Origin of the sequence: Gluconacetobacter asukensis, assembly GCF_014174375.1 — a bacterium.
In the GTDB taxonomy this organism is placed as follows: Bacteria; Pseudomonadota; Alphaproteobacteria; order Acetobacterales; family Acetobacteraceae; genus Gluconacetobacter; species Gluconacetobacter asukensis.
On the sequence record NZ_JABEQE010000005.1, the window covers coordinates 159,930 to 184,343 of the forward strand.

General features: G+C 66.6%; 27 protein-coding genes and 1 pseudogene. 16 read left to right on the forward strand and 12 right to left on the reverse strand.

Annotated elements, in window-relative coordinates; translation table 11 throughout:
- Positions 1-17 precede the first annotated feature (17 nt).
- The 3 genes from HLH35_RS07895 to HLH35_RS07905 form a co-directional block, all read right to left on the reverse strand.
- Positions 18-1,820 (reverse strand): sensor histidine kinase, encoded by a 1,803-nt coding sequence (locus tag HLH35_RS07895; RefSeq protein ID WP_182978618.1) that lies wholly within the window; start codon positions 1,818-1,820, stop codon positions 18-20.
- Positions 1,821-2,006 (reverse strand): hypothetical protein, encoded by a 186-nt coding sequence (locus HLH35_RS07900; protein WP_182978619.1) that lies wholly within the window; start codon positions 2,004-2,006, stop codon positions 1,821-1,823.
- Positions 2,007-2,164: 158 nt separating this feature from the next.
- Positions 2,165-2,740, reverse strand: a complete 576-nt coding sequence (locus tag HLH35_RS07905) for a sigma-70 family RNA polymerase sigma factor (protein ID WP_182978620.1) — start codon at positions 2,738-2,740, stop codon at positions 2,165-2,167.
- Positions 2,741-3,103: 363 nt separating this feature from the next.
- On the opposite strand from HLH35_RS07905, the pseudogene HLH35_RS20370 reads away from it, so the two are divergent.
- The 3 genes and pseudogenes from HLH35_RS20370 to HLH35_RS07920 all read left to right on the forward strand — a co-directional run.
- Positions 3,104-3,808, forward strand: a pseudogene (locus HLH35_RS20370) (PhyR family response regulator anti-anti-sigma factor); the annotation flags it as partial.
- 607 nt (positions 3,809-4,415) lie between these two features.
- Positions 4,416-6,227 (forward strand): ABC-F family ATP-binding cassette domain-containing protein, encoded by a 1,812-nt coding sequence (locus tag HLH35_RS07915; protein ID WP_182978622.1) that lies wholly within the window; start codon positions 4,416-4,418, stop codon positions 6,225-6,227.
- A gap of 37 nt (positions 6,228-6,264) precedes the next feature.
- Positions 6,265-6,612, forward strand: a complete 348-nt coding sequence (locus HLH35_RS07920; RefSeq protein ID WP_182978623.1) for a 4a-hydroxytetrahydrobiopterin dehydratase — start codon at positions 6,265-6,267, stop codon at positions 6,610-6,612.
- Between the two features lie 111 nt (positions 6,613-6,723).
- On the opposite strand, the gene HLH35_RS07925 is transcribed toward HLH35_RS07920, so the two are convergent.
- Positions 6,724-7,743 carry a Gfo/Idh/MocA family protein gene (locus tag HLH35_RS07925; protein WP_182978624.1) on the reverse strand — a complete coding sequence of 340 codons (1,020 nt, stop codon included), beginning with the start codon at positions 7,741-7,743 and terminating at the stop codon, positions 6,724-6,726.
- A 178-nt stretch (positions 7,744-7,921) separates the two neighbouring features.
- On the opposite strand from HLH35_RS07925, the gene HLH35_RS07930 reads away from it, so the two are divergent.
- The 3 genes from HLH35_RS07930 (at position 7,922) to secF (ending at position 11,743) form a co-directional block, all read left to right on the forward strand.
- Entirely contained in the window at positions 7,922-9,070 is a 1,149-nt protein-coding gene (locus HLH35_RS07930) for a PA0069 family radical SAM protein (protein WP_182978625.1), read from the forward strand.
- Positions 9,071-9,233: 163 nt separating this feature from the next.
- Positions 9,234-10,790, forward strand: a complete 1,557-nt coding sequence (gene secD, locus HLH35_RS07935; RefSeq protein ID WP_182978626.1) for a protein translocase subunit SecD — start codon at positions 9,234-9,236, stop codon at positions 10,788-10,790.
- An 11-nt stretch (positions 10,791-10,801) separates the two neighbouring features.
- On the forward strand, positions 10,802-11,743 hold the full coding sequence (secF, locus tag HLH35_RS07940; protein WP_182978627.1) for a protein translocase subunit SecF: 942 nt from the start codon (positions 10,802-10,804) through the stop codon (positions 11,741-11,743).
- On the opposite strand, the gene HLH35_RS07945 is transcribed toward secF, so the two are convergent.
- Complete coding sequence (locus HLH35_RS07945) at positions 11,673-12,122, reverse strand: hypothetical protein (protein ID WP_182978628.1); 450 nt, start codon at positions 12,120-12,122, stop codon at positions 11,673-11,675. The two genes, secF and HLH35_RS07945, sit on opposite strands and share 71 nt — an antisense overlap.
- Positions 12,123-12,389: 267 nt before the next feature.
- Here HLH35_RS07945 and HLH35_RS07950 point away from each other — a divergent pair, with 267 nt between their 5' ends.
- A complete protein-coding gene (locus HLH35_RS07950; protein WP_182978629.1) occupies positions 12,390-13,121 on the forward strand; it encodes an SDR family NAD(P)-dependent oxidoreductase in 732 nt (243 codons plus the stop codon).
- Between the two features lie 72 nt (positions 13,122-13,193).
- On the opposite strand, the gene mscL is transcribed toward HLH35_RS07950, so the two are convergent.
- Entirely contained in the window at positions 13,194-13,658 is a 465-nt protein-coding gene (gene mscL / locus HLH35_RS07955; protein WP_182978630.1) for a large conductance mechanosensitive channel protein MscL, read from the reverse strand.
- Between the two features lie 221 nt (positions 13,659-13,879).
- Here mscL and rpmE point away from each other — a divergent pair, with 221 nt between their 5' ends.
- The 3 genes from rpmE to HLH35_RS07970 all read left to right on the forward strand — a co-directional run bounded on the left by rpmE (position 13,880) and on the right by HLH35_RS07970 (position 15,617).
- A complete protein-coding gene (gene rpmE / locus HLH35_RS07960) occupies positions 13,880-14,110 on the forward strand; it encodes a 50S ribosomal protein L31 (protein ID WP_182978631.1) in 231 nt (76 codons plus the stop codon).
- 196 nt (positions 14,111-14,306) lie between these two features.
- The gene (locus HLH35_RS07965) at positions 14,307-14,804 is read left to right on the forward strand and encodes an Hsp20 family protein (RefSeq protein ID WP_182978632.1); all 498 of its coding nucleotides are present in this window, start codon (positions 14,307-14,309) and stop codon (positions 14,802-14,804) included.
- A 234-nt stretch (positions 14,805-15,038) separates the two neighbouring features.
- Positions 15,039-15,617 carry a DUF1013 domain-containing protein gene (locus tag HLH35_RS07970; protein WP_182964609.1) on the forward strand — a complete coding sequence of 193 codons (579 nt, stop codon included), beginning with the start codon at positions 15,039-15,041 and terminating at the stop codon, positions 15,615-15,617.
- A gap of 46 nt (positions 15,618-15,663) precedes the next feature.
- Here the strand turns inward: HLH35_RS07970 and HLH35_RS07975 are convergent, their stop codons facing one another.
- Entirely contained in the window at positions 15,664-15,831 is a 168-nt protein-coding gene (locus HLH35_RS07975; protein ID WP_182964610.1) for a YdcH family protein, read from the reverse strand.
- A 175-nt stretch (positions 15,832-16,006) separates the two neighbouring features.
- On the opposite strand from HLH35_RS07975, the gene HLH35_RS07980 reads away from it, so the two are divergent.
- Genes HLH35_RS07980 through HLH35_RS07990 form a run of 3 tightly spaced genes read left to right on the forward strand, consistent with a single transcriptional unit; the run spans position 16,007 to position 17,929 of the window.
- Positions 16,007-16,207 (forward strand): YdcH family protein, encoded by a 201-nt coding sequence (locus tag HLH35_RS07980; RefSeq protein ID WP_182978633.1) that lies wholly within the window; start codon positions 16,007-16,009, stop codon positions 16,205-16,207.
- Between the two features lie 43 nt (positions 16,208-16,250).
- On the forward strand, positions 16,251-16,778 hold the full coding sequence (gene purE, locus HLH35_RS07985) for a 5-(carboxyamino)imidazole ribonucleotide mutase (protein ID WP_338029312.1): 528 nt from the start codon (positions 16,251-16,253) through the stop codon (positions 16,776-16,778).
- Positions 16,775-17,929, forward strand: coding sequence for a 5-(carboxyamino)imidazole ribonucleotide synthase (locus tag HLH35_RS07990; RefSeq protein WP_182978634.1), 1,155 nt, complete (start codon positions 16,775-16,777; stop codon positions 17,927-17,929). Before purE ends, HLH35_RS07990 begins: the two co-directional genes overlap by 4 nt.
- Here the strand turns inward: HLH35_RS07990 and HLH35_RS07995 are convergent.
- A complete protein-coding gene (locus HLH35_RS07995) occupies positions 17,926-18,846 on the reverse strand; it encodes a helix-turn-helix domain-containing protein (protein ID WP_338029313.1) in 921 nt (306 codons plus the stop codon). The genes HLH35_RS07990 and HLH35_RS07995 overlap by 4 nt on opposite strands.
- A gap of 224 nt (positions 18,847-19,070) precedes the next feature.
- Here HLH35_RS07995 and HLH35_RS08000 point away from each other — a divergent pair, with 224 nt between their 5' ends.
- From HLH35_RS08000 to HLH35_RS08010, 3 genes are read left to right on the forward strand one after another with little or no spacing between them, the layout of a single operon-like run.
- Positions 19,071-20,036: a thiamine pyrophosphate-dependent dehydrogenase E1 component subunit alpha gene (locus tag HLH35_RS08000; protein ID WP_182978636.1), complete on the forward strand. Its 966-nt coding sequence runs from the start codon at positions 19,071-19,073 to the stop codon at positions 20,034-20,036.
- Positions 20,037-20,078: 42 nt separating this feature from the next.
- A complete protein-coding gene (locus tag HLH35_RS08005) occupies positions 20,079-21,107 on the forward strand; it encodes an alpha-ketoacid dehydrogenase subunit beta (RefSeq protein ID WP_182978637.1) in 1,029 nt (342 codons plus the stop codon).
- 3 nt (positions 21,108-21,110) lie between these two features.
- On the forward strand, positions 21,111-22,232 hold the full coding sequence (locus tag HLH35_RS08010) for an acetoin dehydrogenase dihydrolipoyllysine-residue acetyltransferase subunit (RefSeq protein ID WP_182978638.1): 1,122 nt from the start codon (positions 21,111-21,113) through the stop codon (positions 22,230-22,232).
- Positions 22,233-22,279: 47 nt separating this feature from the next.
- Here HLH35_RS08010 and HLH35_RS08015 read toward each other — a convergent pair whose 3' ends face one another.
- From HLH35_RS08015 to HLH35_RS08030, 4 genes are read right to left on the reverse strand one after another with little or no spacing between them, the layout of a single operon-like run.
- The gene (locus HLH35_RS08015) at positions 22,280-22,693 is read right to left on the reverse strand and encodes a TadE/TadG family type IV pilus assembly protein (protein WP_182978639.1); all 414 of its coding nucleotides are present in this window, start codon (positions 22,691-22,693) and stop codon (positions 22,280-22,282) included.
- Complete coding sequence (locus tag HLH35_RS08020) at positions 22,690-23,172, reverse strand: TadE/TadG family type IV pilus assembly protein (protein WP_182978640.1); 483 nt, start codon at positions 23,170-23,172, stop codon at positions 22,690-22,692. The genes HLH35_RS08015 and HLH35_RS08020 overlap by 4 nt, the downstream gene beginning before the upstream one ends.
- Positions 23,169-24,260, reverse strand: a complete 1,092-nt coding sequence (locus tag HLH35_RS08025) for a hypothetical protein (RefSeq protein ID WP_182978641.1) — start codon at positions 24,258-24,260, stop codon at positions 23,169-23,171. The genes HLH35_RS08020 and HLH35_RS08025 overlap by 4 nt, the downstream gene beginning before the upstream one ends.
- A complete protein-coding gene (locus tag HLH35_RS08030; protein WP_182978642.1) occupies positions 24,196-24,360 on the reverse strand; it encodes a pilus assembly protein TadG-related protein in 165 nt (54 codons plus the stop codon). The genes HLH35_RS08025 and HLH35_RS08030 overlap by 65 nt, the downstream gene beginning before the upstream one ends.
- Positions 24,361-24,414 lie beyond the last annotated feature (54 nt).

Genomic DNA, 24,414 nt, shown 5'->3' on the forward strand with positions numbered 1-24,414 from the left:
CCACCCGCCATGCGGATTCAGCGGACGAGATCGCCCGTTTCATCCGCTTTCAGAGGGAACAGAAGGATATAGCGCGTCCCGTTCTCCTCGATGATCTTCAGGCTTCCACCCAATTGCCGCGCGAAACCGCGGATCAGCTGCATGCCGATCCCGCTTCGCTCCTCGCCCGACAGCCGGTATCCACCGGCCAGCCCGATCCCGTCATCGGCAATGTCCAGCCGCGCCTGGCTGGGCTCCACCCGCTCCAGCCTGACGGAAATGGTGCCGCGCCGCCCGTCGGCAAAGGCATGCTTGATGGCATTGCTGACAATCTCGGTGATGATCAGCGCCAGCGGCACCGCCTGGTCGGGCTCCAGCTCCAGCGTCGCCGCATGGACCGAAAGGTCGAGGCGCCCGCTGCCCGCATGCCCCGCCGCCTGCATGATCTGGCTGCACAGCTCGGTGACGAAATGCTCCATGTTCATGCTGAACAGCTCGCCTTCGGCGTACAGGTAACGATGCAGGGTCGCCAGCGCCCGCACCCGGTCGCGGGCCTGGGCGAATTCCTCGCGCGCCTCGGTCTGGCGGATGCGGTTGGCCTGCAGGTTCAGAAGCGAGGCGACGATCTGCAGGTTGTTCTTGACCCTGTGATGCATCTCCTTCAGCAGCAGCTCCTGCCTCACCGCCGCCCGTGCCAGGCGCCGCTCGTCGCGGGCCAGGCTGCGGGTCGCCTGCGTGAAGGCCCGCGCCAGCTGGCGGATCTCGATCGGCACCACCCAGTTCGAACGCGCATTGAACACGCCGTCGCCCGCCTGCCACCGCTCGACCGAATCGGTCAGCCGACGCAAGGGCGCGATCAGCAGCGCATTGGCGCTCTGCGTCACCATGATCAGGCAGAATCCCAGCAGGCTGACGATGACGAACAGCCAGATCACGAACATGACCAGCGCCTGGGTTTCGGCCGGGTTGCGGCGGGTCATCGTCAGGGCCGCGACACCGCCTTCGATCGGGCCATACGCGAATGCGGCATCCCCGACGCTCAGGGTCTGCCGGGTATCGCGCTGTACGGACGTCATGCCTCCAAGCCAGCGCACGACATCCGGCGGCGGCGGCCCCGGAGAGGCGCAATCGTCGCACAAGGGGGAAAGCGTGCGGTCACGACCGATGATCCACGCATCGATCGCGCCATTCTTCTGCATGAAATCCAGCCGCGGATCGCCGATCTGCAAATGATGCCGGCTCCAGACCACAGGCATGACAGCGGTCAGGAAGCCGGATCGCACCGTCCCCAATGAATCGGCGATCGGCGTGGAAAGCGTGACCCGTATATAGGAATGCCGGACCGTATCTGGCGACGGGATATCCAGTTGCACCACCCGCACATCCCCGCTGAAGCGCGGCAGGTCCTCATACGGCACCTGGTCGGGCAGAGGCAGCGGCGTGTCGCCATTGACCGCCAGCAGCACGCGCCCCTCATCATCCAGCAACGCCAGCCGATAGAATTCCCCGGTCAGCGAGCGGGCCATCTGCAGGGTCCGCACAAACCCATTCTCGTCCAGCGACATGCGACTGACGGAAGACAGCAGGGCGCCGATGTGATCGACATCGTGGCGCACCTCCAGATCGATCCGGCTGATGGCCATGTCCGCCCGAAAGGCCGGCGCCTGAAGCGTATGACGATAGCTGTTCCATGCCTGAAAGCCGGCGATAATCGCCATCGGACCGGCCGCGCAGAAGATGATGGCGATCATCCGCGCGCTCACCGTCCCGAACAGCTGCAGAAACCATCCGCTATAGGGCACGCCCCACCCCGGCTGCCTCCGCTCGCCACCCTTGTCCATCTAGCCCCTGGTCTTGCGGTCTTCCTCGATCAGGCGCAACAGCTCCTCGGGAAGAGGCTCGGAAGCGACTTCATCGAAAAGCTCATGCAGCCCGCGCTTGAGCCATAGCTCGAACGGATCGTCTCGCTGGGTGGTCTTGCTGGCTTTCAACGGCCGCGTCGGACGGGAATCCTTGCGGGACGTCATCGGTGATCCCTGAGATCCACTAATACCCCGCCAACCCTCTGAAACCTGCATCCCGATCGTGTCGATGTCGGCGGACAGTAAAACAGCCTGCGACCTACCGTCCAGCCGTCCGACTCAGGATTTAACCGCCAGGCAAGCGAAGGGTTGCGGGGCGTGGATCAGGGACGTGTCGCTTCAGCCTCGCGTGTCCCCATCCGTGCGCCCAGCAGGCCACGCATGCGGGCCACCCGCGCCTTGATCTGCGGCGATTCCTGGTCCTCCCCGATCATCCAGCTTTCCAGCTGGCGACGGGCACGGAAGACCCGGCTCTTGGCCGTGCCGACCGCGCAGCCGGTCGCCTCGGCCAGATGTTCGTAGCTCATGCCGTGCAGGACCACCATGATCAGGGCCTCGCGCTGGTCTTCGGGCAGGCGGTCCAGTGCCATCGCCAGGTCCTTCAGCGCCAGCCGGTCCTCATGCGGGGCCGTGGTCGCCAGCACCGACGCGGGAATATCCTCGATATCGGTGGTCTCCCGCCGCTTGCGCAGGTCGGAAATGAAGCGGTTACGGAGGATGCGGTGCATCCAGGCAGAAAAATTGGTCCCGGGGATGAAACTGTCCTGGGCGGCCAGCGCATTGCACACGGCATCCTGCACCAGGTCCTCAGCCATCGTTCGGTTCCGTGTCAGGGCAAGTGCCTGAACGCGCAGACGCGGGAGGATCGCGATGACCTGGTCATGGAAATTATTTGCCATTGTTCTGTTCCTCGCTTGCCGAACTTGCATCAGTGTAATGGCAGGAGTGTGTTTTAATCATGACGAAGACGTGAGAAGCGTTTAGAAAACCCCAATCTCCCGTGAAAATCCCGTCATGGCCCCAATCCGATACTTTGAAATCAGCATCTGCCGCCGTTTGTGCACATATCCTGCCGGTCGCCACCCGCGGGCGGGGCGAAGCGTTCCATCCGCCGTCCGTATGTCGCGATAGCGACACGACCGTCCGGCGAAGGGCAAGCCTACTCCCTAGTTCCTCTTGCGGACAATTTTAACGCTGTCATGATCAACAACGTAACGTGTTTCTTGTTAACGTAACGTGTTCCTTGCGGAGTTGACCGTTCAATGCCCCTCTCACGGCGGCAGGATCTGATCCGGGCCCTTCCCTATGCCAGGCGATACGCCCGTGCCCTGACCGGCAGTCAGCCACGCGGCGATCTCCTGGTGGCCGAAAGCCTGCGGGGCCTGGCGGTGGCGGAAGCCGGGCCATTGCCGGCACGGCAGTGCCTGTACCAGTGGATCTCGCGGCAGTTCAGGCCCGGACCGGCCTCGGAGGCCGAAGCCCTGAACATTCTGGAGCGCAAGCTCCTGCTTCTGACATCGCTGGAAGAACTCACGATCGCCGACGCCGCGCAGGTCCTGGACCTGGGCGAGGCCGAAGCCGCCGAGATCCTCGCCCGCGCCCATGCCGGCCTGCGCAAGGTCGCCCAGACCTCCATCCTGATCATCGAGGATGAGCCGATCATCGCGATGGATATCGAGGATCTGGTCCGCTGGTGCGGCCATCAGGTCGCCGGCGTGGCCGCGACCGAGGCCGACGCGATCGAACTGGCCCGCCAGACCAAGCCGGGCCTGATCCTCGCGGACATCAATCTGGGCACGGGCGGCGACGGCGCGAACGCCGTAGCCAGCATCCTGCGCCATCACATGGCACCGGTCATCTTCGTCACCGCCTACCCCGAACGCCTGCTGACGGGCGAGGCCATCGAACCCGCCTTCGTCATCACCAAACCGTTCGAGCCGATGACCCTCGTACCAAGCAGTCACCGGCGGCCCCCAAAACCTGCCTTGAGAGCCGGTCTGGCGGCGGTCCGACGCGTGTTCCCTGCGCGCCGGTGCTCACGGCCATCAAAGGCCGCTCCGCTCCGGTGCTCGGGAACACACGCCGGCCGCGGCCCCTTGGGCCGCTCCCGCTCGCCAGACCGGCCCTCAAGGCAGGTTTCCACCTCACGTCACGCGCTTCTGACCCGGCGCGGTCGATGCCGCCCCGATACCCGGGAAACACACACCGGCCGCGGCCCCTTGGGCCGCTCCCGCTCGCCAGACCGGCTCTCAAGGCAGGTTTCCCCCTCACGTCACGCGCTTCTGACCCGGCGCGGTCGATGCCGCCCCGATACCCGGGAGACGCACGCCGGCCGCGGCCCCTTGGGCCGCTCCCGCTCGCCAGACCGGCTCTCAAGGCAGGTTTCCCCCCACGTCACGCGCTTCTGACCCGGCGCGGTCGATGCCGCCCCGATACCCGGGAAACACACACCGGCCGCGGCCCTTTGGGCCGCTCCCGCTCGCCAGACCGGCTCTCAAGGCAGGTTTTCTCGCTTAACAGGGATTTGGCCCTTTCCCCTTGCGTGCCGCCCTTGCCATGGTCCAGAACCCGGTCATGTCGCCTCCTCTCCTTCTTCTTCAGGACATCGTCCTGACCCTCGGCGGCGCTCCGCTGCTCAACGGCGCCGGTTTCGGCGTCTCGGCCGGCGAACGGATCTGCCTCGTCGGGCGCAATGGCAGCGGGAAATCCACCCTGTTGCGCATCGCGGCCGGCGAACTGGCGGCCGATGACGGCACGCGATTCCTCCAGCCCGGTACCACCGTCCGATACCTGCTTCAGGAGCCCGACCTGTCGGGCTTTGCCACGACACTGGATTACGTCCGCTCCGGCATACCCGCCGACGGGCCCGATTACCGCGCCGCCCTGCTGCTGGGTGAACTGGGCCTGACGGGCGAAGAGAATCCGGCGAACCTTTCGGGGGGCGAGGCCCGCCGCTGCGCCCTCGCCTGGGCACTGGCGCCCGAACCCGACCTGCTGCTGCTGGACGAGCCCACCAACCATCTCGACATGCCGACCATCGAGTGGCTGGAACGCGAATTGCTGTCCCTGTCCTCGGCCATGGTCATCATCAGCCATGACCGCCGCCTGCTGGAAACCCTGTCCCGCAGCGTCGTCTGGCTGGATCGCGGCGTCACGCGGCGCCTGGACCAGGGCTTCGCCCGCTTCGAATCCTGGCGCGAAGAAATCCTGGAACAGGAAGAACGCGACGCCCACAAGCTGGACCGCCAGATCGCGCGCGAAGAAGACTGGATGCGCTACGGCGTCACCGCCCGGCGCAAGCGCAACGTGCGCCGCGTGGGCGAACTCGCAGCCCTCCGCCAGGCACGGCGCGAGGCCGTGCGTGCCCCCGGCGGCGTGAAGATGCAGGCCAACGAAGACGGATTGTCCGGCAAGCTGGTCGCCGTGGCCGAAGACGTACACAAGGCCTACGGCCCCCGCACGGTCATCGACGGGCTGGATTTGCGCGTGCTGCGCGGCGACCGGCTGGGCATCGTCGGCGCCAACGGCGCGGGCAAGAGTACCCTGCTCCGCCTGCTGACCGGGCAGGACCAGCCCGATTCGGGCGAAATCCGCATCGGCACCGCCCTGTCGGTCGTCACCCTCGACCAGCAGCGCCGCACGCTCGACCCCACCCGCACGCTGGCCGATACGCTGACCGGCGGCGGCGGCGACATGGTCCAGGTCGGCAGCGAGAAGCGCCACGTCATCGGCTACATGAAGGATTTCCTGTTCCGCCCGGAACAGGCGCGCACCCCGGTCAGCGCCCTGTCGGGCGGCGAACGCGGGCGGCTGATGCTGGCCTGCGCCCTCGCCCGCCCGTCCAACCTGCTGGTGCTGGACGAACCGACCAACGACCTCGATCTGGAAACCCTCGACCTGCTGCAGGAGATGCTGGACGCCTATGCCGGCACAGTGCTGCTCGTCAGCCACGATCGCGATTTCCTCGACCGGGTGGCCACGTCAGTGCTGCTGGCGGAAGGCGCCGGACGATGGGTTGAATATGCCGGCGGCTATAGCGACATGCTGGCCCAGCGTGGGGGCATCGCCCCGGCGGGCCGGGGTGACCGGCGCGCCGAAGCCGCCACGCCTTCGGCGCCACAGAAACGGGCGGAAAAGGGCCCGGCGCGCAAACTATCCTACAAGGACCAGCACGCGCTGGACCGCCTGCCCGGCCAGATCGCGACCCTGGAGGAGCAGATCGGCCAGTTGCGGACGATCCTGTCGGATGGCGGCCTCTACGCCCGCGATCCGGCTTCCTTCACCGCAACGACGGAAAAACTGGACCGCGCCGAGGCCGAACTGACAGCGGCCGAGGAACGTTGGCTGGAACTGGAAATGCTGCGCGAGTCGCTGGGTTCATCCTGACCCAGCCCGCGCGCGGCCGGCTGAAGGATAATAGCCCATGCCCCTATCCGCCGCCGCAACCCTCGCGCGCGAGGTCATCGCCCCGTGCCCCCGCAACACACCGGCCCTGACGCGCGCCGAGGCCGAAACCCTGCTGGCCCAGATCCCCAACTGGACCCTGTCGCCGGACGCAACGATGCTGATGCGCTCCTGCGTCCTGCCCGATTTCGCCAACGCCTACGCGCTGGTCGAACGCATCGCGGCCCTGGCGGAGGCCGCCGACCACCACCCGGATATCGCCTTCGGCTGGGGTTATGTGCGCCTGACGCTGCAAACCCACAGCATCGGCGGCCTGCACCGCAACGATTTCATCATGGCGGCCCGCATCGAGACGCTGCCCCACTAGAGCATTTCCACCGAACACAGGTTCGGTAGAAATGCTCTAGTTTATTGTTTTTACGAGCATCTTCACCTGTTCGAACGCACACGTTCAAACAGGATCTGCTCTAGCCACCCGTCAGCCGGGGCTGACCAGCCCCGACTTCTCCCACAGGGCCCGCACCGAGGCGATACTGTCCGTCACCGCCAACGCCGCCGCCAGCGCGCGCCGGCCGGCCTGTGCATCCACCAGCACAGGCGCCCCATCCAGGCACGCGGCAGCGAAGGCCACATGCTCGGCGGCCAGCGTGTCATGGTCGTCCCAGCTCACGACCTCGCGGCGGAAGCCCCCGGTACCGGGCAGCGGAAGCCCCTTCTTTCGGCCGATCATCGTCAGCTCGCGCTTCACGAAATCGGCTGAGAGATACCCTTCTTCCGAAAACAGGCGCATCCGCCGCTCCGTCTTCAGCGAGATCCGGCTGGCGGTGATGGTGGTCACGCACCCGTTCGCAAAACGCACACGGGCATTGGCAATGTCCTCATGCTGCGAACTTACCGCCGCCCCCAGCGCATCGACATCCACGATTTCGCTGTCCACGATCGCCAGCACCAGGTCCAGATCATGGATCATCAGGTCCAGAATTACCGAGACATCGGTGCCGCGCGGCTTGAAGGGGGCGATGCGCGTCGCCTCGATATAAAGCGGGCGCGTGATCCGCCCCGTGATGGCATGGTGCTCGGCCGAATAGCGCAGCAGATGCCCCACCTGCAGCACCAGCCCCGTCTCCACGGCCAGCGCCGCCAGCCGGTCGGCCTGCTCCAGGGTCGAGGCGATCGGCTTCTCCACCAGCACATGCCGGCCGTCCCGCAACGCGCGGTCGGCCAGGGCAAAATGATGTTCGGCCGGGGCCGCGATCACCACCGCTTCGCAACATTCCAGCAGCGCGTCCAGCGCCAGCGCCGGCGCGCCGCCGGCCTCGGCCCCGACAGCGGCCGCCCGTGCCTGGTCCGGATCGTGGATGCCCACCAGGCACTCGCGCGGCGACGCCGCCACCTTCAGCGCATGGAACCGTCCGAAATGCCCGGCACCGATGACGCCCACGCGCAATTGCCGTGCCGCCTCACCCCGTCCCGCTCCGCCACCGAACAGCCCCGCCATCGCATCCTCTCCGTATCCAGGATGACGAAGGGTTAGAGCACCGGCGCCCGATCGGCCAGAGGCCCCAGCCGTACGGGACAGGTGCAAGGCCGAATGTTCCCTTTTTGTTCTTGATGACGCAAAACCGGCCTGCCATCATGCCGCCCGCCCCCACCGGGCGCGTTACGCCGGAGCCCCCATGTCCGACTCTTCACCCATCCGTATCGGCCCCGGCCGGCCGACCCGTGACGCATCGCGCACACTGGCGGGCGAATCGTCCAGCCTGGCCGGCATCCGCCACGGGCGCGGCGCCACCCTCTCACCGCCCGACCGCTTCGCCCGGCACCAACCCTCCCCGGTCGATGATGGATGGGAGAGCCTGGCGGAGGACGAATCCGCCTCGCGCACCGAACTGACATTCGAGCCCGCGCGCACCATCATCACCCGTAACGAGAGCCCGGATCTGGGTTTCGACCGGTCGATCAACGCCTATCGCGGCTGCGAACATGGCTGCATCTATTGCTTCGCCCGCCCCACCCACGCCTGGATCGGCCTGTCCCCGGGGCTGGATTTCGAAACCCGCCTGACCTGCAAGCCCGACGCCGCCCGCCTGCTGGAGCGCGAATTGCGCCACCCCGCCTACCGGGTGCGCCCGATCGCGCTGGGCACCAATACCGACCCCTACCAGCCCGTGGAACGCCAGATGGGCCTCACCCGCGCCATCCTGACGGTGCTGGACCGGTTTTCCCACCCCGTCACCATCGTCACCAAATCGGCCGGCGTGCTGCGCGACCTCGACGTGCTGAAGGCTCTGGCGGCGCGCAACCTGGTGCGCGTCAGCCTGTCGGTGACGACGCTCGATACCGACCTGGCCCGCAGGATGGAGCCGCGCGCCTCCACCCCCGCCCGGCGGCTGGAGGCCATATCCGCCCTGGCCGCCGCCGGCATTCCCGCCAGCGTCCTGGCCGCACCGATGATCCCGGCCCTGAACGATCATGAACTGGAAGCGATTCTCACCGCCGCCGCCGGGGCCGGCGCCTGCGATGCCGGCTACGCCCTGCTGCGCCTGCCGCTGGAAGTCGCGCCGCTGTTCGAGGACTGGCTGGCGCGCCATTACCCCGATCGCGCACACCACGTCCTGCAGCGCATCCGCGCGGTGCGCGGCGGCAGGCTGAACGATTCGGCCTTCGGCCAGCGCGGCCGCGGCCAGGGAGTACACGCCGACCTGTTGGCCCAACGTTTCGCCCGCGCCCGCCGGGCGCTGGGCCTGACCCGCGGGCGGCCCCTGGACTGCACGCGCTTCGCCCCGCCACCGCCCCCACCCGAGGCACAACTGTCACTGTTCTGACGAGTACGGCTGCGAAACGGACGGATTCCGCACCGCCAGCGCCCGCCAGCGGTTGCATCCCGCGCGCCGGCCCGGCATGTTCCCGCGTCGCCGGCCGTCCGGCGGCATCGACACGCGAACAGGGAGCCGGCTGGGCCGGGCGTAAGGAGCACCCTTTTCAGTCATGATGTATTACAGCCGGCTCAAATTGGCCTCGGTCGTCGCCGTTTGCCTTCTGGGAGTGCTGCTCTGCCTTCCCAATGCCCTGCGCCAGCCCGCGCCGACGGTGCCGTGGCGGCAGATCCATCTGGGGCTCGACCTGCGGGGCGGCTCGTACCTGCTGATGCAGGTGGACATGAACAGCGTCACCGCCGACCGCCTGCGCACGCTGGCCGACGGCACCCGCCAGGCGCTGCTGGGCGCGGGTCTCGGCTATCGGGACATCGCGACCGACGCACATGCCGGCACCGTGACCTTCACGCCGCGCACGCCGTCCGAAACCGAGGCCGACCTCAAGACCCTGCGCGCCATGCCGATGGCGGTGGCCAATGAATTCGCGGTCGCCCAGCGGCCCGACGGCGCCATCGCCATCACGCTCTCGCCCGAGGCCATGCGCCTGCGCGCGACCGAGGCCGTCACCCAGTCGATCGAGATAGTCCGCCGCCGCATCGACGCGACCGGCGCGGTCGATCCCGAGATCACCCGCCAGGGCGACGACCGCATCGTGGTCGAACTGCCGGGCATCAGCGACCCGGAACGCGTCAAGCACCTGCTGGGCACCACGGCGAAGATGACCTTCCACATGGTGCAGGACAGCGCGCTCGGCGCCACACCGGGCCCCGGCGTCAGCCTGCTGCCGATGATGAACGCGCCGGACCAGAAACTGCCGATCGCGGATCATGTCGATGTCGATGGCTCCGACCTGACCAACGCCTCCGCCGCCATCGACCAGCAGACCGGCGAATGGGCCGTCGATTTCACCTTCGATTCCGTGGGCGCCCGCGCCTTCGCCACGACCACAAAGGCCAATGTCGGCCGCCGCTTCGCCATCGTGCTCGACAACAAGGTGGTGCAGGCCCCGGTCATCCGCAGCGCCATCACCGGCGGCAACGGCCAGATCAGCGGCGGGTTCGACGCGCAATCGGCCACCGACCTCGCCCTGCTGCTGCGCGCCGGCGCCCTGCCCGCCCCGCTGTCGGTCATCGAACAGCGTTCCATCGGCCCGTCCCTGGGCGCTGACTCGATCCGCGCCGGCATGATCAGCCTGGGCGTCGGCTTCGGGCTGGTGATCGTCTTCATGGCCCTGTTCTATGGCCGGTTCGGCTGGTACGCGAACGTCTCCCTGCTGGCCAACCTGGTGCTGATGGTCGCCATCCTGTCGCTGTTCCAGGCCACGCTGACCCTGCCCGGCATGGCCGGCATGCTGCTGACCCTGGGCATGGCGGTCGATGCCAACATCCTGATCAACGAACGCATCCGCGAGGAAATCGCCCGCAACCGCACCCCCCTGGCCGCAATGCAGGCGGGCTTCGAGCGCGCGACCTCCACCATCCTGGACAGCAACGCCACGGCCCTGCTGGCGCACATCATGCTGTTCGCCTTCGGTACCGGCCCGGTGCAGAACTTCGCCCTGACGATCATGATCGGCATCGTCACGACGCTGTTCACCACGCTGCTGCTGTCGCGGATGCTGATGGTGCGCTGGTACGCGCGCACCCGTCCCACTGTCCTGCCGGTCTGAGGCGCAACGCCATGTTCTCTCGCCCCCTCCTGCGCTTCGTGCCCAATGGCACCCGTATCAACTTCATGCGCGGCCGGTTCATCGGCCTGGCCACCTCCGCCGTGCTGTCGATCGCATCCGTCATCCTGTTCCTCCATCCCGGCCTGACGCTGGGGCTGGATTTCCGCGGCGGCATCGTCGTCGAGGTCCGCACCCAGGGCCCGGCCGATTTCGGCCAGGTCCGCGCGGCCCTGGCGGCCCAGCATGTCGATGCCGCCGGCGTCCAGTCCTTCGGGGCCCCCAACGACGTGCTGATCCGCCTGGATGCCCCCCCGGCCGCCAGCGCCGATCACGAGGCCCGCACCCAGGCGCTGGTCGATTCGGTCCGCCACGCGGTTGCCACCCTGCCGGGTGCGCAGGTGCTGCGCGCCGATGCGGTCGGCGCTTCAGTCTCGGCCGAACTGTTCCGCGACGGCATGCTGGCGCTCGGCATCAGCCTGCTGATGATCCTGGGCTATATCTGGTTCCGCTTCGAGTGGGAGTTCGCGGTCAGCGCCGTGATCACCCTCATCCTCGACCTGACCAAGGCCGTCGGCTTCCTGGTCGTGACGCATTTCGAGTTCGACCTGGTGATGGTCGCGGCCATCCTCACGATCTTGGGCTATTCCACCAACGACAAGGTGGTGGTCTATGACCGTGTGCGCGAGAATTTGCGCAAATACCGCACCATGCCCCTGGCCGAACTGATCGACCTGTCGATCAACGAAACGCTCAGCCGTACGCTGGGCACATCCATGACCGTGTTCCTGGCCGCCCTGCCGCTGGCCCTGTTCGGCGCCAGCCTGTCCAGCTTCGCATGGGTGATGCTGTTCGGGATCGTGGTCGGAACCTCGTCCTCGATCTTTATCGCGGCGCCGATTCTGCTGTTGCTGGGCGAGAAGCGTCTGCGGCGGGACGCCCGGCCTCCCCGCTGACCGGCGACGGCCCCAGGCAGGCAGCGGTCGACCCGCTGTTTGCCTGCTGGACACAGGCCAGCATCGTCTCGATGGCCAGTTGCACCCGGCGCTGGCCATCCGCCGTCGGGTGCAGCAGGTTCCCGGCGGTCAATTGCCTTGCATAGAGCGTACTGGCCACCAGGTCCCGCGCCTGGTCATGCATCAGCCGCCCATCCGACAACCGCCCCCGAACCATTCCCTGGGCGATGAAATAGGCATCCACGCTCAGATACGCCTGCAACGGCAGCGGCAACGTGTCCACCGGCTGAATGGTCTCGGCCGGCACTCCGGCATGGCACCCCGCCAGCCCGATAAAACCCGCCACCAGCAAGGCCACGGGCTTCCGCCGTCCGATCATGTTCCAGCTCTTCGTCATGGCCGAAGCCTAGAGCAGAATCGACCCCGATCAAAACCTCTCGTGCCGACCGGTGCGGATGGCGACATCCCTGTCAATTCCCGGCCGCACATACCGCGCCCGCACCATCCCTGCCGCCCAATTCCTTGTGGCCCGGCGGAACCCGCTGCATAGAGGATGAAGGCGCCTTGCCGGCTCGGCAACGGACATGTCCAGCGGCCCCAGGCAAGTCGGCACCTCAGCCTCCACCAGAAGCCAAGGATGAAATCCATGACCCAGCGTGTCGCCCTCGTGACCGGCGGAAGCCGTGGAATCGGCGCCGCCATCGCCGCGAAACTGGCTGAAGACGGTTTCGACGTCGCCGTGACCTATGCCAGCAACGCCACGGCGGCCACCCAGGTCGTGACCAGGATTCAGGCCCTCGGCCGCCACGCCGTGGCCATCCAGGCCGACGGCGCCACCACCGAAGGTAACACCGCTGCCATCACCCGGACCGTGGCGGCACTCGGCCGGCTCGACGTCCTGGTGTGCAACGCCGGGATGTATCCCTACGGCCCGATCGGCGAAATGAGCGTGGAACAGATCGACCGCACGCTGCACCTGAACGTGCGTGCAGTGATGGTCGAAACCATGGAAGCCGTGAAGCATATGGGCGAAGGCGGCCGGCTGATCTATATCGGCTCGGCTTTCGGCCAGCGCGCCCCCTTTCCCGGCATCTCGCTCTATTCCGCCACCAAGGCGGCGCTGGGCGGCTTCGCGCGCGGCGTGGCGCGCGACCTGGGCGAGCGCGGCATTACCGCCAACGTGGTGGAACCCGGCCCGATCGACACCGACCTGAACCCGGCGCACGGCGACGGAGCGGCGACCATCCGCAGCTTCACCGCCACCGACAGCTACGGCAAGGTCTCCGATATCGCGGATATGGTGTCGTTCCTGGCCAGCCCCCGCGCCGGCTACATCACCGGCACCTGCCTCGCCGTCGACGGTGGCCTGACGGCGTAAGAATCGCAGAAACAAGGGCCTGGAATGCCATGGTCGGGCTCGCCCGATCACGGCACTCCAGGCCGTGTCGGCTCAGGGTACGGTCTTCTTCGCGGCCAGCAGGTCGCGAATGTCTTCCAGCAGCACTTCGCTGCGCGGCGGCGGCGGAGGCGCGGCCGGTGCTTCTTCACGCTTCGCGGTCAGCTTGTTCACGGCCTTGACCACCCAGAAGATCACGAAGCCGATGATGACGAACTGGATCAGCGCATTCAGGAACAGCCCGACATTGATCGTCACCGCCCCGGCCTTCTGCGCGTCTGCCAGGGTCGGCAGGTGCGGCCCGCGCAGGGTAAAGAAGACGTTGGTGAAATCGAAGCCACCGATCAGCAGCCCGATGAACGGGGTAAAGATATCCTTGACCAGACTGTTGACGATCGCGGTAAAGGCCGCGCCGATGATGACACCGACCGCCAGGTCGACGACGTTCCCGCGCATGAGAAAGGTGCGGAATTCCAAAATCCATCCCGGAGTGTGGATGGACGGGGCCTTGACGGACATGAAGCCTCCTTGCGCATTGCCGACAGACAGTTGATAGCAACCCGGTTGATACCGCGTGAACAGGAAAACGCAGCTTCCACATGCCCGTTGCGGCCGTACCACCGCGGATCGACTGCCTCGCCCGTCCGGCAGATAGGCGTTGATCCCGCACCGAGCCTCATCTATACGGCCATGCAAACGCCCCCGGTCGGCATCGGCGGGCCCAGCATGAAGGTTTGACGATGAAATCCGGCATTCACCCCGACTATCACGAAATCAATGTCATCATGACCGATGGCACCGAATACAAGACCCGTTCCTGCTACGGGCAGGCCGGCGCAACACTGCGCCTGGACATCGACCCCAAGTCGCATCCGGCGTGGACGGGCGTGCAGCGCATGCTCGACACCGGGGGCCAGGTGGCGAAGTTCAACAAGAAGTTCGGCGGTCTGGGCCGCCGCGCCAAGGCGTAAAAGGCTGCGGGGGCATCGCTCCCGCCCGCCACATTGTCATGTTTGCAGAACCCTGCCCCTTGAACCGGGGGGCGGGGTTTCTCACATCAGGGCTACGGAAACGCCATCCGGGTTTCCGCCAGTCAGGCACCGATCCGCTCCATGAGGGGTCACCATCCCGCCTGCTGAATTGAACCTTGCTGTCGAGGAGGTTGACATGACCTATGATTTCGCACCGCTGTTCCGCACCGCCATCGGCTTCGACCGTCTGGCGCGCCTTGTGGACAATGCGGCCCAGAACCCGGCGGGCCCGTCCTATCCCCCCTACAACATCGAAAAGCTTGGCGAGGACAGCTACGTCCTGACCATGGCCGTCGCCGGTTTCGGGCCCGAAGATATCGAGCTGACGGTCCAGGACAACACGCTGGTGGTGGCAGGCCGTCTGGCCAATGTCGCGCCGGCTGGTGAAGTCCTGCATCGCGGCATCGCCACGCGGGCATTCGAACGCCGTTTCGTTCTTGCCGACCATATCGTGGTCGACAATGCGGACCTCACCAATGGCCTGCTGCGCGTCGCCGTCAGGCATTTCGTGCCGGAGGCCCTGAAGCCGCGCCGCATTCCGATCGGCACCGGCGCGCCCACGATCCCGGCCCAGGCCGCGCCGGAAGTGGCAAATGACGGCACCGCCGCGCCCACGGCCGAACACGCGGCCTGAGAGTCGCGCAGGTCCAAGGTACCGTTCAGAAACAGGGGGCCGGACGCAAGTCCGGCCCCTTTTTCATGGCCCGAAGGCCCCGCCTGCCCTTGACCCCTCCCCCCGAACGGCCCCATATCGGTAGTCAAGTCATTGCGCGTCTGCAGGCACGCAGGGGTGGACCGGGTTCCGGGACGCTGACATGGATCGGGTGCCTGCGCGGCGCCACCCATTGCGCAGTTAGGACCCGTTATCATGAACGCACTGCCCCTGATGCCGAAGGCCACCGCCGTGTGGCTCATCGAAAAGACGGCATTGACCTTCACCCAGATCGCGGAATTCTGCGGCATGCATCCGCTGGAAGTCCAGGCCATCGCCGATGGCGAGGTCGCGCAGGGCATCGTCGGTTACGACCCGGTCGCCAACCATCAGGTCCGCCAGGAAGACATCACCCGCTGCGAGGCCAATCCCGATCTGCGGCTGAAAGTCCTGTCGACGCCCAACCCGATCCATCGCCGCGCGAAGGGCGCGCGCTACACGCCCGTCGCCAAGCGCAACGACCGTCCGGACGCAATCGCCTTCATCCTGCGCAATTTCCCGCAACTTTCCGAGCCGCAGATCGTCAAGCTGCTGGGCACCACCAAGGACACGATCGCCAAGGTCCGCGACCGCCAGCACTGGAACAGCGCTAACATCAAGCCGCGCGACCCGGTCATTCTCGGCCTGTGCAGCCAGACGGACCTCAACGCGATGGTCCAGGCAGCCAACGACCGCCTGACCCGCGAAGGCCATTCCGTTCCCGTGCCGCTGGAAATCGGCGAAGACGCCACCTGATCCGCGCGGGCGGGCTCATGCCCGCCCCCGGCCAGCCCGCGTCCCGTCAGGGCTGGGACAGCCGTTCGATCTCTTCCTTGATCCGCAGCTTCTCCACCTTCAGCCGGCGCAGCACGCTGTGATCAGGCGATGGGCGATGGTCTTCGTCGAAGATCCTGTCATCAAGACGGGCATGGCGCAGGCGCAGACTACGAATTCTGGGTTCGTGGGACATGATGCCTCCAGCGAGTTTGCGTTTCCGACACCAGACAGCCTAAGCCAGCGGTGCCGACGCGGCGCATGCTAAAATTGCAGGACTCGTCGGGGCGGCCATGCGCGCTATCGGGGATCTCGCCATCGCTGCGGGAATCGATAGAATGGGCTGCCGACCACATGCCAGACGGGGTACAATGCTGACTGACCGGGATACCGTGCTCCGCAAGCTGCACGAACTGCGCAGCGAACACCGCGACCTTGACACCGTCATCAGCCGGCTGGCGCTGCATCCGATGGATCAGCTCCAGCTCCAGCGGCTGAAGAAGCGCAAGCTGCTGCTGAAAGACGAGATCTCGTGGCTGGAAAGCCGCCTGATCCCCGACAGCATCGCCTGAAATCACCCCTCATCCCTCTCCGCAGTCCCGAAAGCCGACCAGCGTGACCGATACGCCTCCCCCCCCTTCCCCCCATTCCGCCTCCCAGACCCCTCCCCGGGTCGGGCTGATCATGGGCAGCCAGTCCGACTGGGAAACCATGCGGCACGCCGTATCGGTGCTGGAGGCGCTGGACATCGCGCATGAGGTCCGGATCGTCTCCGCCCACCGCACACCCGATCGCCTGGCCGAATATGCCCGCACCGCCGCCGCGCGCGGGCTCTCGGTCATCATCGCCGGCGCGGGCGGGGCCGCCCATCTGCCCGGCATGTGCGCCGCCTGGACCATCCTGCCGGTGCTGGGCGTGCCGGTGGAATCCCATGCCCTGAAGGGCATGGACAGCCTGCTGTCGATCGTCCAGATGCCCGGCGGCGTGCCCGTGGGCACGCTGGCCATCGGCAAGGCAGGCGCGACCAACGCCGGCCTGATGGCGGCCTCGATCCTGGCCCTGAACGATTCCGCCCTGTCCGACCGGCTGTCAGCCTGGCGTCAGGCACAGACGGACGCGGTCGCGGACAGCCCGTCTCGATGAGCACGCTCGCTCCCCTGCCGCCCGGCGCAGTCCTGGGCATCGTCGGCGGTGGCCAGCTCGGCCGGATGTCCGCCGTCGCGGCCGCCCGCCTGGGCTATCGGGCCCACATCCTGACCGACGAGCCGGACGGCCCGGCGGCGCAGGTCGCCCACGCCGTCACCATCGGCGCCTATGACGACCCGGACGCCCTGCGCCGCTTCGCCATGGCGGTCGATGTCGTCACCTTCGAGTTCGAGAATGTCAGCGCCGATGGGCTGGAACTGCTGGCGGCCCTCCGCCCGGTGCGCCCGTCCGGCCACATCCTGCGCATCAGCCAGGATCGCGTGGCCGAAAAGCGCTTCCTGACCGAAGCCGGCATCCCGGTCGCGCCATGGCGCGAAATCCGCACGCTGGACGACCTGTCCTCCGCCCGGACCGAACTCGGCTTGCCCTTCATCCTCAAGACCACTCGCCTGGGCTATGACGGCAAGGGGCAGAGCCGCATCCATCGCGACGAGGATATGCAGGCCGCCTTCGACACCCTGGCCCCCCACCCGCTGGTCGCGGAAGGGATGGTCGATTTCGCATGCGAAGTCAGCGTGATGGTCGCCCGCGGCCTGGACGGCACGGCGGTGACCTTCGATGTGACGGAAAACCGCCACCGGAACGGCATCCTCGATCTCAGCCTTGCTCCTGCCCGCGTGCCGGAGACGGTCCGAGACGACGCACGCGCGATCGCCCTGCGTATCGCCACGGCTCTGGACCTCGTCGGACTGCTGGGCGTGGAAATGTTCGTCGATCGCGACGGGCAGGTCCTGGTCAACGAGATCGCGCCGCGCCCGCACAATTCCGGCCACTGGACCATGGACGCCTGCCCGGTCGACCAGTTCGCCATGCATGTCCGCGCTGTGGCCGGCCTGCCCCTGCCACCGGCTGTCCGGCATTCCGACGCGGTCATGAAAAACTTGGTCGGTCCCGACGACATGGCGCTCTGGCCGGCCATCCTGGCAACGCCCGGCCTGCTGCCGCATCATTACGGCAAGACCGAGGCCCGGCCCGGCCGCAAGATGGGTCACGTCAACGTGCTGTTCCCCCCCGGCGCACTACCGGGGGAGTTCGGCGTCGACGCCGCCCTGGGCCCGCTGGCCGAAGACAGGGGAAAACCCGCCTAGGCTTCGGCCTCGATCGACAGGGCCTTGATCTTCCGGTGCAGGGTCGAGCGGCTGATCCCCAGTTGCCGCGCCGCCGCGCTGACATTGCCCCGCGCGGAGGCCAGGGCGGCCTCGACCACCGCCTTCTCGGCGGCGCGGAAACCGTCCCTGCCGGGGCCCCGTTCGTCCATCAGGCAGAATTGCAGCTCATCGCCGTCCTTCAGCCCCATGTCCCGGCGCGCCGCATGGGTCGCGCCCACCACGCGGCGGTCGGCATCCAGCGCCAGCAGCGGGGCCGAGCTGCCATCATCCGCCCCCATCGTCACAATCATCTGCCCGCGATACAGGTCACTGAAACAGCGCGCCTCGATCCGCCGCGCCGCCTCGGTGATCGTGTTGCGGATCAGCGCAACATCGCGCGCATCCGGATCAGGATGGTACGAACTGGCATCCAATGCCCCTGCCAGACGCCCCAGCGCGTCATAGACCGGCACCGCGGTGCAGGTCAGATAGCGCAGGTTCACCCGCCAGTGCTGGTTCATATGCACGGTGACGGGCCGCTGCTCCGCCAGACAGGTCCCGATGCCGTTGGTGCCTTCCTCACGCTCATTCCACCGCGCGCCCGGCCATAAATGCCAGCGCCGGCATCCGCGCTCACTGTCCCGCACGGTCCGGCGGGTCAGGACAGTGCCGGTCCGATCAGCCAGCAGAACCGCGTATTCCATGTCGCGCACGATCGCATGCAGCCGGTCCAGTTCGGCATCGGCAAACCGCAGCAGCGGCCCGGCCTCGTCACAGGATTGGCGCAGTTCGAAGCATGACAGCAGGTCCGACAGCCCCGATTGCGCCGGGTCCAGGGCGTAATCGCCCTCGCAGCGTTGCCAGGACGCCGCCAGCAGCATCCGGGCAGCATTGCCGGCCGGGACAGGGCCAGCCACCCATGGTGATGGTATCTGCAACATCATCCGTCTCTTTCGAACGGTTATGGCCTACCCTTATTTAACTCGCCCGCCCTGTCGCAGGAACGCGACAGACCGGACAGACAGCGTCACATATTCGTTATTCGAATAACAGTCTTTCTTGTCGTCAGGGTCAATCGGCGCTCCCCTGCGGTGACGGATATCGGGATTCGATATCCCCGGAATAACAGGGAAGATTTCCAATGCAGATCGCACGGGAAACATTGCTTCGCTCCTATCGGGCCATGCGCACGATCCGCGATTTCGAGGAGCGGCTGCATGTCGAATTCGCCACGGGTGAGATCCCTGGCTTCGTCCATCTCTATTGTGGCGAGGAAGCCTCAGGGGTCGGCGTCTGCGCCAACCTGACGGACAACGACACCATTTCCAGCACCCATCGCGGCCACGGCCACTGCATCGCCAAGGGCGTCGAGGTCTCGGGCATGATGGCCGAGATCTATGGCAAGAGCACCGGCGTCTGCCGGGGCAAGGGCGGATCGATGCATATCGCCGATCTCTCGCGCGGCATGCTGGGCGCCAACGGCATCGTCGGCGGCGGCCCGCCGCTGATGTGCGGCGCGGCCCTGTCGCACAAGCTTCTGAAAGACGGCGGCGTCGCGGTCGCCTTCTACGGCGATGGCGCGTCGAACGAGGGCAGCACGCTGGAAAGCCTCAACCTCGCCACGGTGTGGAAACTGCCGGTGGTCTTCGTGGTGGAAGATAACGGCTACGGCGAAGCCACGGGTTCATCCTTCGCCGTCGCGGGCACCCAGAAGGCGCGCGCAGAAGGGTTCGGCATGCCGTACATGGAATGCGACGGCTCGGACTTCTTCGCGGTCTACCAGACGGCCGGCGAGGCCATCGCCCACGCCCGCGCCGGCAACGGGCCGGTCATGCTGCATGTACATCTGGCCCGCTGGTACGGCCATTTCGAAGGCGACGCCATGACCTATCGCGCCGCCGGCGAGGTCGCCGAGGCCAAGCGTGACCATGATTGCCTGGAGCTGTTCCGCAAGAAGGTGACCGAAGCCGGCCTGCTGGAGCATTCGGAACTGGACGCGATCGACGAAGCCGTCCGCGACGAGATCGAAAGCTCGGTCATCGCCGCCAAGGCCGCCCCGCTGCCCGGGCCGGCCGACCTGCTGGCCGACGTCTATGTCCGGTACTGACCGCCCCGCCGTCTCATCCCGCGAGCCAGAAAAGAGACCATCATGAGCAAGAAGAGCTATCGGCAGGCCATCAACGAGGCCCTGCGACTGGAAATGCGCCGCGATCCGCGCGTGATCATCATGGGCGAGGACGTGGCCGGCGGCCAGGGCGGTACCTCCGGCGTCGTCGACGCCTGGGGCGGCGTGCTGGGTGTCACCAAGGGACTGTATACGGAATTCGGCCCCGAGCGCGTCCTCGACACCCCGATCACCGAGGCATCCTATATCGGCGCCGCCGCCGGTGCCGCCGCCACAGGCCTGCGCCCGGTGGCCGAACTGATGTTCGTCGATTTCGTCGGGTGCTGCCTCGACCAGATCATGAACCAGGCCGCCAAGTTCCGCTACATGTTCGGCGGCAAGGCCCGCACCCCGCTGGTGATCCGCGCCATGTTCGGCGCCGGCTTCAACGCCGCCGCCCAGCACAGCCAGGCCCTCTATCCGCTGTTCACCCACATTCCAGGCCTGAAGGTCGTCATCCCCTCCTCGCCCTACGAGGCCAAGGGCCTGCTGATCGAAGCGATCCGCGACGACGACCCGGTGATCTTCCTCGAACACAAGGTCATGTATGATGACGAAGAGGATGTTCCCGACGAATCCTACACCATCCCCTTCGGCGAGGCGAACCTGACCCGAGAGGGTGACGACGTGACCATCGTGGCCTTCGGCCGGATGGTGAAGCTGGCGAACGAGGCCGCCGACAAGCTGGAGCGGCAGGGCATCAGCTGCACCGTGATCGACCCGCGCACCACCTCACCGCTCGATCGCGACACCATCCTGGACTGCGTGGCCGATACAGGCCGGCTGGTGATCGTCGATGAATCCAGCCCGCGCTGCAACATGGCCGCCGATGTCTCGGCCCTGGTGGCGGAAGAGGCCTTCGACGCCCTGAAGGCGCCGATCCGGCGGGTGATCCCGCCCCATACCCCGGTGCCCTTCGCGTCGGTGCTGGAAGCCCTCTATCTGCCCGACGCCGCGAAGATCGAGGCCGCCGTGAAGGCCGTCATGAACCATAAAGTCACCGAGGCAGCCTGAACCATGAACGCTTCCATCACCCCCATCACCATGCCCAAATTCGGTCTGGCGATGACCGAGGGCAAACTGGCCGGCTGGATGGTCCGCCCCGGCGCGACCGTCCGCGCCGGTGACGATTTGGCGGATATCGAAACCAGCAAGATCACCAACGCCTACGAAAGCCCGGCCGCCGGGGTGCTACGCCGCCAGGTGGCGCAGGAAGGCGAAATGCTGGCCGTCGGCGCGCTGATCGGCGTGCTGGCCGACGCCGACACGTCCGACGCCGACATCGATGCCTTCATCGCGCAGTTCAACGCCGAATTTTCGGCCGGAGCGGCCGAGGAAGCCGATGATACCCCGCCCGAGCCAAGCGTGATGGACGTCAAGGGCCGCTCGCTGCGGGTCCTGGATATCGGACATGGCGAGGGCGACCCGATCGTGCTGATCCACGGTTTCGGCGGCGATATCGGCAACTGGCTGTTCAATCACGCCGCCCTCGCGACAGGCCGGCGCGTCATTGCCTTCGACCTGCCCGGCCATGGTGGCTCGACCAAGGATGTCGGCCCCGGATCGCTGGAATTCTTCTCCTCGGTCGTCGTGGACCTGCTGGACACGCTGGGCATCGACCGTGCCCATCTGGTGGCCCATTCGCTCGGTGGTGCGGTGGCGCTGACCACGGTCAAGAATGCCCCGTCCCGCGTGACCTCGCTGGCCCTGGTCGCGCCGGCCGGCCTGGGTCCAGACATCAATATGGAATTCATCGACGGTTTCATCACCGCCGACCGGCAGAAGACCCTGATCCCGGTCCTGTCCTATCTGGTCCATGACAAGGGCCTGATCGGGCGCAAGATGGCGGACGACGTGCTGCGCTACAAGCGGCTGGACGGCGCGGTCGATGCCCTGCGTCAGGTGGCGGCAGCAAACTTCACCGACGGCCGCCAGACCGACAATCTACGACCGGTGCTGGAGACGGCCCCGCCCACCCTGATCATCTGGGGCAAGGATGACGAAATCCTGCCTTCCAGTCACGCAGCGAACCTGCCCGACGCAATCACGGTCGAGATCCTGCCCGATACCGGCCATATGCCCCAGATGGAACGGTCGGAAGAAGTCAACACCAAGATCCGAGCCTTCCTGGCCCACTGACGCTCAAGAAAAAGGGGCGTCACCTTCTCTAGGAAGGTGGCGCCCCATCACGACGCCCGCGGATAGCAGGCCGAAACCGACAACGACGACGCAAAGAACGGGAACGGCAAACCTGACCAGAAATCCGAACGGATCTGCACGATGACGAACCGCCCGCCCTGGACGCCCATGCCATGACAGGATGAGGCATTATCGTCGACCAACAATGAAGCGACCGCCCCCGGCAACGCCCAGTCGGTGGCCTGCCCTTTCGCGAAACCAACCGGATCGTCGCTGCACGCGCCCAGCGCGACGCAGCGTGCCGTCAGGTCGGCCGTCATCTGCAGGCAATCGCGCGTCCACCATTGCAGCCCCAGTTCGATCGCGCCCACCAGCATCACCAGAAACATGCCGGCCACGACGGCGAATTCGACTGCGGCGGCAGCCCGCGTGTCATGCGTCAGATCATGCCGACGGCTCATTGCAGCCTTACCGTGGCCATGTCGGTCAGGCTCGTCGGGGCCACCATCGCATAGAACGGCATGACCGGAGCATAACGGTAGGATGCCGCGATGGTCATGTACGTTCCCGGCATGGTCCCATCCGCACAGGTACCATCCGCCGGCACCGCGATCAGGCTACTGACAGGTCCCGACTGAATGCAGTTCGTGCTGGCAGAACCAACGGTGACATTCATATCCGACAGACCACCCGCAGCCAGCACCACGTTCCTGACATCGCCCGGCGAGAGCGAGCCATGTGTGCCCGACGCATTCTGCTCGACAGCGAAAGCGTAATTCGCTCCGCCTTCAACCGCCGAAATCACGACCATCCGATACCAGAAGGCCAAAGGGAAATCCGCCAGCCCCGCCAGAATCGCGAGCAGGAAAGGCGTCACCAGCGCGAATTCCAATGCGGCCACGCCAGCCTTGCCCGGTCGGCACCGGCGCTTGCCCATCATTCCACCAGGCTCGCAACACCCGACAGGTCATGAATCGGCATCATCCCCACCGCCTCGCAGTCACCATCGGCAAACCGGGCGCTCCCCTTTAGTGTCACGAATGCGGCGACGGCATAGACACAATCGCCCGCCGCCCCATTATCCCCATCGATGATCAGATTGGCATCCGGCGCATAAATCGCGCCGGTCAAGGTGGTCGTCGCCCCGCCAGTGAACTGGAACAGCCCACCGGTCGAGGCAAACAACAGCCCGGCCGAAGCCCCAGTCGTCGGCGCCGTGAGATGGAGCGAGGCAGCGCCGTCAATGACAACATTGCCGTTGGCGATGATTGTCACCCCCGTCCCGCTCAACGTCGTGCCCGCGTTCACGCGGAAATCCCCATTGATGTAATAGACTCCCGGCGCAAGCGTATACGCCCCGCCATCCGGCTGCCACGCATAGGCCACCCCCGTCGGCGGGGGCCCAAGCATCGTCTGCCCCAGCGGCAGTGTCACACTGTGCGGCGGCACACCCAGCAGCGCACCGTAGAGATCCGCATAGGGATCGGCCGCCTGCGCCGCATGCTGCACGCATGTGAGTGCCGAACAGACACTATTGCCATCCGGCCCAATCGTTCCGCCCGCGACCAGGTTCGCAACGTCGATTGCGGCCTCGGTGCCCAGGGTCAGCATGCCGTTGGTGCGCAGGTCGCATCCCGGCATGCTCAGGCTGGCGCCATCGTCCAGAACCGTTTCGCCCATGCCCGAAAGGGCGAGGATACAGGCGGTTCCACCGTGGGCACGTGGCATCAGCCGCGCCACGGCGCGGGCGGACACCGGCTGGGTGCCCGAGGTCAGGAACAACGCGCTGAACAGACGCGGCGCCTCCTTGACGATCGTCACGGTAAGGATGGCCGGCGGGGCGAATGTGATCGTCGCCACATAGGCGCCGGCACTGTCCGTCAGGGTTGTCGCCCCGTCCCCGCTACGCGTCCCGGCCGGCAGGCCGTTCAGTTCGGCAACAGCCGCCGCCGTGTCCAGCGCGTCAGCAGCCTGCCCCCTGGCCCCGTAGCGCGCAACCCCCTGCCACCGCGGCGATATCGGCCACACGCTGCAATTCCAGGCGTGTCATCGCCCAATAGCTGACATCGATCCCGAGACCCAGCACGCCCATCAGCACTGGCAGGGCCAAGGCAACCAACAGTGCCACCGCCCCACGCCGGTCGGACGCTATCCATCTGCTCCCGTCCGCCGCGCCCGGCAT